16 protein-coding genes are annotated in these 13,775 nt (G+C 59.8%); all 16 read left to right on the forward strand.

Annotated features, from left to right (window positions below):
• The first annotated feature begins 89 nt into the window (after positions 1-89).
• The 16 genes from pyrH to yidD all read left to right on the forward strand — a co-directional run bounded on the left by pyrH (position 90) and on the right by yidD (position 13,728).
• Positions 90-827 (forward strand): UMP kinase, encoded by a 738-nt coding sequence (gene pyrH, locus DTI93_RS01395; RefSeq protein WP_043560680.1) that lies wholly within the window; start codon positions 90-92, stop codon positions 825-827.
• 74 nt (positions 828-901) lie between these two features.
• The gene (gene frr, locus DTI93_RS01400) at positions 902-1,468 is read left to right on the forward strand and encodes a ribosome recycling factor (protein WP_043560677.1); all 567 of its coding nucleotides are present in this window, start codon (positions 902-904) and stop codon (positions 1,466-1,468) included.
• A gap of 11 nt (positions 1,469-1,479) precedes the next feature.
• Positions 1,480-2,217, forward strand: a complete 738-nt coding sequence (uppS, locus tag DTI93_RS01405; RefSeq protein WP_043560675.1) for a polyprenyl diphosphate synthase — start codon at positions 1,480-1,482, stop codon at positions 2,215-2,217.
• Positions 2,214-2,984, forward strand: a complete 771-nt coding sequence (locus tag DTI93_RS01410) for a phosphatidate cytidylyltransferase (RefSeq protein WP_043560672.1) — start codon at positions 2,214-2,216, stop codon at positions 2,982-2,984. Before uppS ends, DTI93_RS01410 begins: the two co-directional genes overlap by 4 nt.
• Before the next feature lie 95 nt (positions 2,985-3,079).
• Entirely contained in the window at positions 3,080-4,264 is a 1,185-nt protein-coding gene (gene dxr / locus DTI93_RS01415; protein ID WP_249079408.1) for a 1-deoxy-D-xylulose-5-phosphate reductoisomerase, read from the forward strand.
• Entirely contained in the window at positions 4,257-5,342 is a 1,086-nt protein-coding gene (gene rseP / locus DTI93_RS01420) for an RIP metalloprotease RseP (RefSeq protein ID WP_103765399.1), read from the forward strand. Before dxr ends, rseP begins: the two co-directional genes overlap by 8 nt.
• A gap of 224 nt (positions 5,343-5,566) precedes the next feature.
• On the forward strand, positions 5,567-8,062 hold the full coding sequence (bamA, locus tag DTI93_RS01425) for an outer membrane protein assembly factor BamA (RefSeq protein WP_043560665.1): 2,496 nt from the start codon (positions 5,567-5,569) through the stop codon (positions 8,060-8,062).
• A gap of 84 nt (positions 8,063-8,146) precedes the next feature.
• Positions 8,147-9,091, forward strand: coding sequence for an OmpH family outer membrane protein (locus DTI93_RS01430; protein WP_043561426.1), 945 nt, complete (start codon positions 8,147-8,149; stop codon positions 9,089-9,091).
• Between the two features lie 11 nt (positions 9,092-9,102).
• Positions 9,103-10,134, forward strand: coding sequence for a UDP-3-O-(3-hydroxymyristoyl)glucosamine N-acyltransferase (lpxD, locus tag DTI93_RS01435; RefSeq protein WP_043560663.1), 1,032 nt, complete (start codon positions 9,103-9,105; stop codon positions 10,132-10,134).
• A gap of 175 nt (positions 10,135-10,309) precedes the next feature.
• A complete protein-coding gene (gene fabZ / locus DTI93_RS01440) occupies positions 10,310-10,729 on the forward strand; it encodes a 3-hydroxyacyl-ACP dehydratase FabZ (protein WP_154981692.1) in 420 nt (139 codons plus the stop codon).
• 5 nt (positions 10,730-10,734) lie between these two features.
• The gene (lpxA, locus tag DTI93_RS01445) at positions 10,735-11,589 is read left to right on the forward strand and encodes an acyl-ACP--UDP-N-acetylglucosamine O-acyltransferase (RefSeq protein ID WP_086431108.1); all 855 of its coding nucleotides are present in this window, start codon (positions 10,735-10,737) and stop codon (positions 11,587-11,589) included.
• Positions 11,586-12,437, forward strand: coding sequence for an LpxI family protein (locus tag DTI93_RS01450; RefSeq protein ID WP_249079410.1), 852 nt, complete (start codon positions 11,586-11,588; stop codon positions 12,435-12,437). The genes lpxA and DTI93_RS01450 overlap by 4 nt, the downstream gene beginning before the upstream one ends.
• Positions 12,438-12,443: 6 nt before the next feature.
• Entirely contained in the window at positions 12,444-12,839 is a 396-nt protein-coding gene (gene gloA, locus DTI93_RS01455; protein ID WP_043560652.1) for a lactoylglutathione lyase, read from the forward strand.
• Between the two features lie 174 nt (positions 12,840-13,013).
• Positions 13,014-13,148 (forward strand): 50S ribosomal protein L34, encoded by a 135-nt coding sequence (gene rpmH, locus DTI93_RS01460; protein ID WP_081563011.1) that lies wholly within the window; start codon positions 13,014-13,016, stop codon positions 13,146-13,148.
• Positions 13,149-13,150: 2 nt separating this feature from the next.
• Positions 13,151-13,501 (forward strand): ribonuclease P protein component, encoded by a 351-nt coding sequence (rnpA, locus tag DTI93_RS01465; RefSeq protein WP_043560650.1) that lies wholly within the window; start codon positions 13,151-13,153, stop codon positions 13,499-13,501.
• The gene (yidD, locus tag DTI93_RS01470; protein ID WP_081563013.1) at positions 13,498-13,728 is read left to right on the forward strand and encodes a membrane protein insertion efficiency factor YidD; all 231 of its coding nucleotides are present in this window, start codon (positions 13,498-13,500) and stop codon (positions 13,726-13,728) included. Before rnpA ends, yidD begins: the two co-directional genes overlap by 4 nt.
• The last annotated feature ends 47 nt before the right edge of the window (positions 13,729-13,775 follow it).

Consider the following 13,775-nt stretch of genomic DNA (forward strand, 5'->3'; position numbering starts at 1 on the left):
CACGAGTTTCGCTTGTTCATGCAGGGGTAGCTCTGTATGAGGGAGCAGACAGATTTCAGGACATCATCAACCAGAGAGCCGGTACGATCATGAGCACCGCCCCCCAAGAGCCGAACTTCCCTTATAAACGGGTCCTTCTCAAAGTGTCTGGCGAGGCGCTGATGGGCAAGGGAACTGCCGGTGTTGACCCGGAGATGGTGGACATGGTGGCTGCGGACATCGCCGGTGTGGCCGCTCTGGGCGGGCAGGTCTGTCTCGTCGTGGGGGGAGGCAACATCTTCCGTGGACTGGCCGCTGCCGCCAAGGGAATGGACCGGGTGCAGGGGGACTATGCCGGGATGCTGGCAACGGTCATCAATGCCCTGATGCTCCAGAATGCGCTGGAGAAGCGTCATGTGGAGACCCGGGTGATGACGGCCATCCACATGGCCTCCATTGCCGAGCCTTATATCCGCCGCCGGGCCGTCCGTCATATGGAGAAGGGCCGTGTGGTCATCTTCGCAGCCGGTACGGGCAATCCGTTCTTCACAACTGATACGGCTGCTGCCCTGCGGGCGAACGAGATGGAGTGCGATGCCCTCTTCAAAGGAACGCAGGTTGATGGTGTCTATTCCGATGATCCTCGCCTGAATCCCGATGCCGAGCGTTATGAACAGCTGACCTACATGGATGCCCTGGCTCGCAATCTGAAGGTCATGGATGCAGCAGCTGTCAGTCTCGCCCGGGAGAATGCTCTGCCGATCATCGTGTTCAACATGCATGCGCCGGGGGCTTTTGCGGCAGCCATGAAAGGTGAAGGGCGCTTCACCCGGATTGTTGAGGGTTGAGAGCGAGCGACCAGATTACCATGTCAGCCCGCACCGGCTGACGAACGGAACGATTACTGAGGAAGTGATTTGCCATGAGCACAGAACTGAACGACCTGCTTGATGACCTCAAACGTCGCATGGAAGGGGCGCTGGAGAGCCTGCGCCGTGATCTCTCTGGCCTGCGCTCCGGCCGTGCCAGCCCGAACCTTCTGGAGCCGGTACGTGTGGAGGCTTATGGCTCCGTGGTGCCCCTCTCCCAGGTTGGTTCCGTTGCCGTGCCGGAAGCCCGGATGCTGACGGTCTCTGTCTGGGATGCCAGTGTTGTTTCCTCTGTTGAGAAAGCCATCCGTGACAGTGGGCTGGGGCTGAACCCTGCTGCTGAAGGGCAGACCATCCGTGTGCCCATCCCGCAGTTGACAGAGGAACGACGCAACGAGATGGCCAAGGCCGCTGCCCGTTACGCCGAAGGTGGCCGTGTGGCCGTGCGTGGTGTCCGCCGGGATGGCATGGACAAGGCCAAGGCCCTGGAAAAGAATGGCGATATCAGTCAGGACGACATGAAGGTCTGGACGGCTGCCATCCAGAAGCTGACAGATGAGCATATCGGCCGTGTGGACAGCCTGCTGGCTGACAAGGAGCGGGACATCAAACAGGTCTGATCGCCAGAACATTGTCGGAACTTCACCCTTCTTCCCGCCCGGCTGGCACACTCCCACGTCATGTTGCCGTCATCATGGATGGCAACGGACGCTGGGCCAGAGCACGTGGCGTACCGATCGCACAGGGCCATCGTGAGGGAGGCGAGGCCGTGCAGCGTTGCGTCCGTGCCGCCATGGAGCATGGGGTGGATTATCTGACACTCTATGCATTCTCATCAGAGAACTGGCGCCGGTCTGGTGAGGAGATCAGCGACCTGACAGGGCTGATGCAGTTTTATCTGCGGCATCGTTTCCGGGAGCTGGATGAGCAGGGTGTCCGGCTGCGCATCATTGGTGATCCTGAACGTTTCGGGGCGTCTTTCTGCCGGGAGCTGCGTCGGGCAGAGGAAAAGACACGCCACAATACCCGGCTGACTCTGGCTCTGGCTCTTTCCTATGGCAGTCGTGCGGAGATTGCCGGAAGTGCCCGCCATTTGGCCGAACGGGTCCGGGCGGGCACGCTGGAGCCGCATGAGATTGACGAAGCCCTGTTCGCCAGTGCCCTCCAGACGCATGACATGCCCGACCCCGACCTTGTCATGCGGACGAGTGGAGAGAGCCGACTTTCCAATTTCCTGCTCTGGCAATCCGCCTATGCAGAACTTGTGTTTCTTGACGTGCTCTGGCCGGATTTCGGTGAGAAGGATTTTGCCGAGGCCATGATGCGGTACATGCGCCGTCAGAGGCGTTTCGGTGGGCGGCCAGAATGACAGAGTTGCAGAAACGCATCCTCTCCAGCCTTGTGATTGTTCCGGTGGTGCTCCTCTGTCTCTGGTTTGGTGGATGGGCCTATCGGGTACTGGTGCTGCTCGTCATGGTCGGGATTGTCTGGGAAGGGGAAACCCTGCTTGGCCAGCCGATGAAAAGTCTGCGGGGTGCTCTGCTTCTGCTCTGGCCTCTCTGTGGTGGACTGATCGCCATCAAAGGGCAGTGGTTTGCGGCCTTTTACCTTCTGGTGTCCAGCGTCCTGTTTGGCAGGCGGGCCTGCGGTCCGGTTCTGGTGGCCATGCTGGGTGGTTTTTCCCTGCTCTGGCTGCGGGGGCGGCCTGACGGTTTTTTGGAGACCTTTTTCGTCATTTTCGCCGTCATAGCCAGTGACAGCTGCGCCTACGCCACCGGGCGTCTGATTGGCGGGCCGAAACTGGCCCCGGCCATTTCTCCCGGCAAGACCATTTCCGGCTCGCTGGGGGGCATCGTGGGAGCCGTGATCCTCGGCGGGCTGGTCGGGCACTGGTCGGGTCATGGTTGGTCGTTCTCTGCCTGCCTGACGGGCGGAGTGATTGCCGTGGCGGCCCAGGCAGGCGATCTGCTGGAGAGTGCCTTCAAGCGGCGTCTGGGCGTCAAGGATTCAGGGCGGCTCATCCCCGGTCATGGGGGACTGCTGGACCGGCTGGATGCCCTCCTGCTGGCGGCCCCTGTTGCAGCCATCCTGGCCCTCATGGCCGGAGAGGGGCCATTCTGGCAGCTTTTCCGTTAAGTCTTATTCTGGAGCGGCAGTCTCTGCTATAGGTCTGTCATGAGGCAGACCCGCCATCACGTATCATGTTGAAATCATCAAGGGAGAGGTATTCCATGGGGGGAGGTTCCGGGCGTCGGCGCATTAGTGTGCTTGGCAGTACAGGCAGCATTGGTGTCTCGACAGTCGATCTTCTGAAGCAGCAGGCAGACTCCATCCAGGTGCGGGCTCTCGTGGGGGGAAAGAACGCCGCCCTTCTGGCCGAACAGGCCCGTGAGCTGAATGCCGAGCTGGCCGTCCTGAATGATGAGCAGCATTACGAGGAGCTGAAAGAGCGTCTCGCTGGCACCGGCGTGAAGGTAGCTGCCGGACGGCAGGCTGTCATCGAGGCCGGTGCGCTGGAAGCGGACTGGACGATGGCCGCCATCACTGGGGCTGCCGGCTTGGCCCCCACGCTGGAAGCCATCCGCAACGGGCACAAGGTGGCTCTGGCCAACAAGGAAGCTCTCGTCTGTGCTGGCAACGTCATGCTGGAAGCTGTGCGTGATGCCGGAGCCGAGCTGCTGCCCGTTGATTCCGAACATAATGCGATCGTGCAGTCCCTGGGCGGAGCGGACATGTCCCTCGTGGAGAAGATCGTCCTCACGGCCTCTGGCGGACCGTTCCGCTGCTCCACAAAGGAGGAGATGGCGAAGGCCACGCCCGAACAGGCCCTGAAGCATCCCACATGGTCCATGGGGGCCAAGATCACGATTGACTCCGCCTCCATGGCCAACAAGGGGCTGGAGGTCATCGAGGCCGCCCGCCTGTTCGATCTGCCTGAACATCAGATAGACGTGCTGGTTCACCCGCAGTCAGTCGTGCATGGCATGGTCTGTTTCCGTGATGGCAGCTTCGTGGCCCAGATGGGGACGGCGGACATGCGGATTCCCATCGCACACACGCTGGCCGCCCCGACCCGGATGCAGACGGGATGCGAGCGTCTGGATTTCGTGAAGCTCGGGCAGATGAATTTCGAGGCAGTGGATGAGGACCGCTTCATCCCGCTGCGTCTGGCCCGTCAGGTCCTGCGGGCTGGTGGCGTGGCCCCGACCGTGTTCTCCGCTGCCAACGAGATTGCCGTGGAGGCTTTCCTCGCCGGGAAGATCCGTTTCCTTGGCATTGGTGAGCTGATTGATGCCAGCCTTCAGGCCATGCCGGAAAACCCGGTGCCGACATCTCTGGAGGATGTCTATCACTGGGACGAAATGGGGCGTGAGCTGGCCCGGACACAGATGAAGCGGATGGCCGACCATGCATAGTCTTCAGAGCATCCTTGCCGGTCTGGCCGTTTTCGGGATCGTCGTCTTCATTCACGAGCTGGGCCATTATCTGGCTGCACGCTGGCGTGGTGTGCAGGTGACCGTCTTTTCCATCGGGTTCGGTCCTGCACTGACATCATGGAAGGACCGGGTCGGAACACGCTGGCAGATCAGCCTGCTGCCGCTGGGAGGGTATGTCAAACTCCACGGGTTTGAGAACCGTCCCGATGCGCCCCGGGAAGAAGGTGACGAGAATGCCTTCAACCGCAAGTCTGTCCTCTCGCGGGCAATCGTGACGGTGGCGGGGCCTGTCTTCAACTTCCTGCTGACGATCCTTCTGTTCGTGGTGCTGCTGTCCTGCTTTGGCAGGCCGGAGGCCCGGCCCGACATCGGCACGCTGGCCCCGAATGGTGCAGCCATGAAGGCCGGGCTTCAGGTGGGTGACGAGATACAGCGTCTGGACGGGCATCACATCCTGAGCATTGGCGACATCCAGGCGCAGGTGGCGGCCCATCCGGGTGAGGTCATGAAGGTTGGTCTGCTGCGGAAGGGGCAGAGCCTGGAGCTTCCGGTCACGCTGGACCGTATCCAGCAGGGGGGGCATGACGTCGGTCGGCTGGGGGTCGGTTTTGCCGTCAGCCACAGTGCGCCCCTGCCTGTCTACAAGGCTGTTCCGGCGGCCATCGGGCAGACGTGGGACATGTGCGGCAACATGCTGGAGGGAATCTGGCAGATCATCAGCGGGCAGCGGAGCGCCAGGCAGCTCTCCGGGACCATCGGCATCATTCACATGTCCGGGCAGGCCGTGGATTATGGCGTGGCCAGTGCGCTGGGGTTCGTGGCTCTCCTGTCCCTCAATCTTGGCCTGCTGAACCTGTTTCCCGTGCCGATGCTGGATGGCGGCCATCTGCTTTTCTATGCTTTTGAGGCAGTTCTGGGGCGGCCTCTCTCCGAGCGGACACAGAGCTATGCCCTCCAGTTCGGGCTGCTGCTGGTCGTGGGGCTTTTCATTTTCTCAACGGTGAATGATCTCAGAGGGTTGGGAGTTTTTCACTGGTTGTTTGCACATGGGGGTTGATCTTTCCCCCTCCAATGATGGAAAAGACCTTCTAGGGTAGAGTATATAACTGAAACAGGCAGCTCCCTTCATTGTGATGTCGTGGGAGTCTGTCTGGTGCGGTTGTGCGTATGGGACTGTCTGGACCTCCTGCATCAGGGTTGTGTGGCGGGATGGCCGTTCGTAGAAATTTGGGACGAGGAATACCGGTTTTGTCAGGATTGCGTACGAAAAGGTTCCGGCCGATGGCCGTTCGACTGGCTCTGCTGGCTTCTGTCTGTACGGCACCGGCTTTGCTCTGTGCGGCAGAGGCAGCCCCCCAGAAGGGGCGCAGCATCCATCATGCCCGCCGGTCTGCGGGGGATGGCTATGCGCCGGCCGGTGGTCTGATCCAGGCCATCGAAGTCCACGGCAATACCCGGATCGAGACCAGTACCGTCCTTTCCTACATGGTCGTGCAGCCGGGCGACAGTTTTGACCGTGATGCGCTGAACCGTTCGCTGAAGACACTTTACGCTACAGGTCTCTTCAGGGATGTGACGCTGAGGCGTGAAGGCAGCACCCTGCTGGTGGAGCTGACGGAAAATCCCGTGGTGAACCGGATTGTCTTCGAGGGGAACCATGCCCTCAAGGACAAGGATCTGATGAAGGAGATCAGTCTGCGGACCCGTGCCGTCTTTTCGGCCCAGACCGTGGCTGTGGACAGGCAGAAAATCCTGAACATGTATGCGGCCCGTGCCCGCTATGGGGCCACGGTGGTGCCGCAGGTCATCCGTCTGTCCCACAATCGTGTTGATGTGATCTTCAACATCAATGAATCCCAGCAGACACTGGTCCGGAAGATTGCTTTTGTTGGCAATGACAGTTTCAGCGAAGCTGCCCTGTCTCATGTCGTGTCTTCCAAGGAACATGCCTGGTACCGTTTTTTTTCTTCCTCGGATGAATATAACCCGGAGCGTATCCGCTACGATGCGGAACTGCTGAGACGTTTCTATCTGCATAGCGGCTTTGTGGATTTCCACATGGTGGATGCCACGGGTGAGCTCTCTCCGGACCACAAGAGCTTCTACGTCACCTACACCCTGCATGAAGGGCCACGGTACCGTCTGGGCAAGATTGGTGTGCGTTCCAATGTGCATCATGTCACGGCTGACACGATGAAGAGGCACATCGAGGTTTACAAGAACCAGTATTATGACGGTACGGCCGTGCAGGACAATGCGACGGACATGCAGGAGTGGCTCCAGGCCAACGGGCACCCGTTTGCCATGGTCCGGCCTGAGATTGCCCGCAATCCTGAAAAGAAGGTCGTTGACCTGCTGTTTGATATTGTCGAGGGGCCGCATGTTTATGTGGAGCGGATCGACATCAACGGCAATACGATCACACGTGACCATGTGATCCGCCGCAACCTGCCGATGGTCGAGGGCGATGCCTATACGCCGTTCAACCGCAAATATTCCAAGCTGGCCCTTCAGGATATGGGGTATTTCAGCAGCACCAATGTGGACCAGTCCCAGGGGTCTGCGCCGGACAAGGTCAATGTCAGTGCCAATGTGGTGGAGAAGCCAACCGGCGAGTTCTCCCTCGGCGGTGGGTACTCGACCGATGCCGGTATCATGGGGAATCTTGGGTTGAAGCAGCATAACCTGCTGGGGACCGGGATTGATGCCGGGTTCTCCGGTACGGTTGCCTATTATGAGAAACAGGCCGACCTGTCTGTGACGGACCCATACTTCCTCGGGCGCAATTTCGTGGCCGGGTTCGACATTTATACGATCCAGAACAATTACCAGACGTATCAGAGCTATAATGAAGGCCAGTATGGTGCGTCTGTCCGGCTTGGTTATGCCTATAACCGGTATCTTTCCCAGTCCTGGACCTATACGGTCGTGGACCGTCACGTGGGTAACGGGGTGCCGGGGTCGCAGTATCCGGGGTGGGAAGATGACACGCCGTCCGTTTATGTGCGTGATGCCGCAGGCTGGTCGCTCCTTTCCCAGATTGGCACGAACATCACTTATGACCGTCGTGACAACCGCATGAATCCACGGTCTGGCTACGTTCTCAGTGCCGGAGGTGATTTTGCCGGTCTGGGTGGCAACGAGAAATATTACCGTGTCAAAGCCAATGGCAGCTATTATCTGCCGCTGGATGACCTGACAGGCAGCCACAGCTGGGGCTTCCAGTTCAAGGGCGGTGTTGGCTACATGCATGACTGGAGCTCCAGCGGCGACCGCAACATCGTCGACAACTTCTACCTCGGTGGTCAGAACCTGCGCGGGTTCCTCCAGGGTGGTGTCGGGCCCCGCAGCAGTCATTACAAGGCGCCCTGCCACAGCGGTGCCGCCAATACGCCGCTGGGGCAGGCCCGTAATGGCTACTGCCCGGGTGCCGGACAGGAGGACCTGATCGGTGGTACTTTCATGTACACGGCATCTGTCCAGCTGAATTTCCCGCTGCCGATGGGTGACAGCCTTGGCATCTCCGGGCGTGGCTTCATCGATGCTGGTAGTCTTTCCGGCAAGCGTGTGAAGGACCGCAACCATTACCGTAACTGGAACGACCCGTACTATACGCCGATTGGCGGCAGCACCATGACGCCCCGTGTCTCTGGTGGTCTTGGTATTTCCTGGAAGAGCCCCTTCGGCCTGGTCAATATTGACGGTGCGGTCCCGATCCATCGTGAGCATGGGGACAGGCTTTATCCGGTTCGCTTTGGCTTCGGGCAGCAGTTCTGAGGAAAGGTGCAGGCCACGATGCCGGCTTCATTCCGGGCTGGCAGGGTGACCTGGGGGATGCCCATTTTCATAAAGAGGTTTTTCATGTCACGTTTTTCACTGCCTTTGACCCTGATGACCGCGAGTGCTCTGGCTTTCATGGCGGTTGGTTCTTCCGTGGCTGCTGATGGCAATGATGGAAACGGTGCCTGGTTTGTTCCGAAAACGGCCCAGCCATCGGCTCCAGCCGCCTCCCATCATCATGCGGCTCCGGCTGCTGCTCCTGCTCCGGCTGCCGTACCGGACATGGCAGGCCTGGATGACGGTGGTGATGCTGGCGCTCCGGATGGGGAAGGCCAGCAGCAGGCAGCGCCCGTGCTGCCTCTGCCGTCTGTACCGTCTTCTCCGGCTGTTCCGAAGGAAGATGCCCCGCCGCCGGTTGTGCTTGGCCTCATCAGCGTTCAGGGTGTGATGCAGCTTTCCACGGCCGCGCAGGAAATGCAGCAGGTGCTTGGTGAGCGTCGTGACCGTCTGGCCCGTGCGGTGCAGAAGGAAGAGGGCGCCTGGAGGGAAGAGCAGCAGAAGCTTCAGGTTCAGGCTCGCACTCTGACATCCGACCAGCTCCAGCTCCGTGTCCGTCATCTGCAGGAGCGGCGTGCGAAGGATCAGAGGGATTTCAGCAACAAGGCCCGGATCATTCAGGAAGCCTATCAGGTGGCATTCCATCAGATCGAGCGTGTGCTGGAGCAGCGTGATGGAATCATTGCCAAGGTGGCTGCGGCCCATGGCATGAATCTTGTTCTGCATGCCGAGCAGGCTGTCCTGCATGTGGATGGTCAGGACATAACCGAGGAGGTAGCAGACCGTCTGAACAAGGTTCTGCCGCATGTCTTCATTCCGGATGACGGGGTGGACCCGGAGGTTCTGGCAAAATCCGGGAAGATGCCGACAACGGCTGATGAAGAACGCCTGATGAATCAGGCGGCTCCGCAGCAGCCTGCCGAGGCTCCGGCACAGGCCAAGGGGTCCATCCTGCGTCGCCAGAAGTAAGGGGAAGGGCGATGGTGGCGGACCAGCTCCCGGGTGATTCCCGTTTTTTCAGGCGGTGTGGCCCTTTTGCGTTGAAGCACCTTCTGGAAGTAACGGGAGCGGAGGCCGCAGGTTGCGCTGAGATGGGGGCGTCTTTCGAGGGTGTGGCCCCGCTTCATGCTGCTGGCCCGCAGCACATCTCCTTTCTGGACAACCGCCGCTATCTGCCCCTTCTCAAGGAGACGAAGGCTGGCGCCGTCGTGCTGGCCCCTGCTTTTGCGGACAAGGTGCCAGAAGGCTGTGCCGCTCTGGTCAGTCGGGAGCCCTATCTGGCATGGTCCCGGGTTGCCCGTCTGTTCCATCCTCTTCCGCCTGCACGGGCCAGCCAGCATCCGACGGCTGTCATTGGTGAGAATGTCGTCATTGGTGACCGGGTGGAGATAGGTCCTTTTGCGGTCATCGGCGATGGCGTGCAGATTGGTGATGGCTGTGTCATTGGGCCTCATGCCATGCTGGGGGACCATGTCGTGCTGGGAGATGGCTGTCGGATCGGGGCGCATGTAACTCTCACTCATGCTCTGCTGGGGGAGCGGGTCATCCTGTATCCCGGGGCCCGGATCGGGCAGGATGGTTTCGGCTTTGCGGTGGGGCCTGACGGATTTGAGACCGTTCCCCAGCTGGGGCGTGTCATCCTTGAGGATGGTGTGGAGATCGGTGCCAATTCAACGATTGACCGAGGCTCCATGCGGGATACGGTCATCGGGGCCGGGACCCGGATCGATAATCTGGTGCAGATTGGTCACAATGCCCGTCTGGGTCGGTGCTGCATCGTGGTATCGCAGGCTGGTGTTTCAGGTTCCACCGAGATTGAGGATTTCGTGACGATTGCAGCCCAGGCTGGGCTCATCGGTCATATTCACATTGGCAGCAAGGCCCGTATCGGGGCGCAGTGTGGCGTGATGAATGATGTGGAAGCCGGGGCTGATGTCATCGGCAGCCCGGCTATGCCGTTCAGGGAATTCTTCCGAAATGTGGCGACTTTGCGTAAGCTTTCGCGCAAGTAAGATGATCCAGTTGGTGTTTCGGGATTTTTTTTGGTAATAAGGTGTAGACATTGACTGCCTCTCCCCGCGGGGACAGGGGCGGACGGTTGCATTTTGTCGAAAAAAAAACCGGGAGATGAGATAAGTGGGTGATGCTGCTGGGCAGACACATCAGGTGCCTGAGAGCGTAGATGTGATGCAGATTATGAAGGCGATTCCTCATCGCTATCCTTTCCTCCTGCTGGACCGGATGGAAGAGATCAAGGCGGCGGAATCAGCCGTTGGCATCAAGAACGTGACAGTCAATGAGCCATTCTTCCAGGGGCATTTCCCAGCACGCCCTGTCATGCCGGGTGTGCTCATCGTTGAGGCCATGGCCCAGACGGCGGCCACGCTTGTCGTGCTGACACTGGGCAAGGCCTTCGAGGGCAAGCTGGTCTATTTCATGACGGTGGAGAATGCAAAATTCCGTCGCCCGGTCGGGCCGGGGGATCAGCTGCGCATTCATGTCAACAAGGAACGCGCCCGTGGAACGGTCTGGCGGTTCCGTGGGGTTGCCAAGGTTGATGGAACCACGGTGGCGGAAGCATCTTTCAGCGCCATGATCGTGGACTGATCCTGATGCCAGAACCGGGACAGCGCCCTGGAAAAACCGAGATTCATCCCACGGCTCTTGTGGATCCACGGGCGTCCCTCGGTCAGGGAGTGAGGATTGGTCCCTGGTGCATGGTCGGTGCGGATGTGCGGCTGGGAGATCATGTCCGGCTGCACGCTTCTGTCATGGTGGACGGGCATACGGTGCTGGAGGATGGGGTGGAGGTTTACCCCTTTTCGACCGTAGGCTATCCCCCGCAGGACCTGAAATATGCTGGAGAGCCGACCAGGTGCCATATTGGTGCAGGGACGGTTGTACGGGAGAATGTGACCATCCATCGGGGCACGGCACAAGGCACGGGAGAAACCCGGATTGGCCGGGGCTGCCTGCTCATGGCCAATGCCCATATCGCTCATGATTGTGTGTTGGGTGATGGTGTCATCATCGTCAACAACGTAGTCATGGGGGGGCATGTCCTGATCGGGGACAATGCCAGGATCATGGGCTCTGCGGCCCTGCATCAGTTTGTCCGCATCGGGCATGGGGCTGTTGTCGGAGGGCTGTGCGGTGTGGAGATGGATGTCATCCCGTACGGCAGCGTCCTGGGTAACCGGGCCAGGCTGGTTGGGTTGAACTGGATCGGTCTCAAGCGGTCTGGCGTGGAGGCCAGTGAGATCCAGCAGATGCGTCTGGCGTTCCGGGAGCTTTATCCACGGTCTGGCCGTGGTGGGCCGCTTTTGGGAGAACGCATGGACCAGGTGCGTCAGCGTTATGGTCACATTGAGCGTGTACGGGAAATGCTACGCTTCATGGAGGCTCCCAGCCGCCGTGGGCTGACGCGGCCGGGACAGGCTGGCAGTGACAGGGATGTTGACAGGTGAGCAGGCCTGCACGGGTTGGGATCCTGGCCGGTGGCGGGCCGCTTCCAGCCCAGGTGGCAGAGGCTCTCAGGAAAAGAGGGCGGGAGCCTTTTCTCATAGGCTTCCAGGGTTTTGCTGATGAAGCCCTGCTGGCCCCTTATTCTCATGAAATGATCCGTCTGGTAGCGGCCGGTGCGATCCTTCGGTCTCTGCGTCGGCAGGGATGTTCCGAACTTGTCCTGATAGGACCTGTCCGCCGGCCCTCATGGCGGTCTCTGCGGCCAGATGCGGAGGGGGTGCGCCTGCTGGCCCGGCTTGGGCGTGCCCTGTTTGCCGGTGATGACGGCCTGCTGGCATCCATCATCCGGCTGCTGGAAGAAGAAGGCTTCCGGGTGCGGGGAGCGCATGAATTCCTGGATACGGAGAGCAATCACTGGGGAGCATGGGGCAGGGTTCCCCCTGACCGTCAGGCCATGGCCGACATTCATCAGGCCGTGCGCATATTGTCTGTCATGGGGCCTCTGGACATAGGGCAGGGATGTGTGGTGCAGAATGGCCTGACACTGGCTGTTGAGGCCCTTGAAGGAACAGATGCCATGCTGCATCGCTGTGGAGGTCTGCGGCAGGATGGGGTAGCTGGTGGGGTGCTCGTGAAAATGCCAAAGGCAGGACAGGAGCTGCGGGCTGACATGCCTGCCATTGGGCCGGTCACTATCAGGAATGCGGCAGCAGCCGGGTTGCGGGGGATCGCCTTTCCCGCGCGGCTTACCTTGGTCATGGAGCCAGATCGCTGTATAAAGGAGGCGGATCGTCTGGGACTGTTTCTCTACGGGCTGGGACCAGACTTCCTTTCTGACAAAAGGACATAAAGATATATGAGCATCTATCTTCATACGATGGTCCGTGTGCGGGACCTTGATCGCAGTCTGGCTTTTTATCACCTTCTGGGCATGCGTGAACTCCGTCGGCTGGAGGTGCCGGAGGGGCGTTTCACGTTGGTTTATATTGGTTATGAGGGTAATGCCCGTGGTGAGGCCGAGATCGAACTGACCTATAACTGGGATCAGACCGAGGATTACACACACGGGACAGGCTTCGGGCATTTTGCTGTTGGCGTGCGTGATGTCGCAGCAGCCGTGGACGTGGTCCGCCAGGGCGGTGGGCGTGTCACCCGTGAGGCCGGACCGATGGGCAATACGGGTATTGTCATTGCCTTCGTGCAGGACCCTGATGGCTACAAGATCGAGCTGATTGAAAAGAAGGACGCCTGAGCTCAAAAGCCGGGTACAGCTTCGGGATCTGTCCGCTCTGGATGGAATTGCAGGATTGACAGGGCAGGGCCATCCCCTTAAAAGCCACTCCCTGAGTGGAGGGGCGTTACTGGGTGCGTCCTGTTCTGATACACGCCTTCACAGGTGTGTTGTTGAGATTAGAGGATTGAAAAGATGAAGCGCACATATCAGCCTTCCCGTCTGGTTCGTAAGCGTCGCCACGGTTTCCGCACGCGTTCCGCTACTGTTGGTGGTCGTCGTGTTCTGGCAAGTCGTCGCGCCAAGGGCCGCAAGAAACTTTCTGCCTGAGCATGAAACAGCCTGACCGCCTGAAGAAGCGGTCGCAGTTTCTGCGTGTGGCCCGCAAGGGCCATAAGGTCGTGTCTCCCGGGCTGATTGGCCAGGTTCTGCCGGAGCCGGGGGACGTGACGGTACGGGCCGGTTTTACCGTGACCAAGAAGGTCGGTAATTCTGTCGTGCGCAACCGTACCCGTCGCCGCCTGCGGGAGGCTCTCCGCCTGGTGGTGAAAGAGGAAGGCTGTTCTTCCTCTGGTGATCTCGTCCTGATCGGACGCGCCGCAACCAGAAAGCGGCCTTTCCCCCTTCTGAAGCATGACGTGCGTCGGGTTCTGCAGGCCCTTGGCCGGGAAGAGGCAGAGTGAGGGCGGCCAGCGGGCTGTTTTCGCTTCTTCTGTTGGGGCTGATAAGGCTCTATCGCCTGTTCCTCAGTCCATTCATGGGACGGCAGTGCCGTTTTCATCCCAGTTGCAGCGTTTATGGCGAGGAAGCCATCCGCCGTCATGGTCCTGTGCGGGGTGGGTGGCTGACACTTTGCCGCATTTGCAGATGCCATCCTTTTCATCCGGGTGGCGTGGACTATCCCCCCTGATCCGCCTCTGATGCTCTGGCAGAAAATGTAAAAAAAATGGCGTGGCT

Origin of the sequence: Parasaccharibacter sp. TMW 2.1884 (assembly GCF_023337695.1) — a bacterium.
In the GTDB taxonomy this organism is placed as follows: domain Bacteria; phylum Pseudomonadota; class Alphaproteobacteria; order Acetobacterales; family Acetobacteraceae; genus Bombella; species Bombella apis.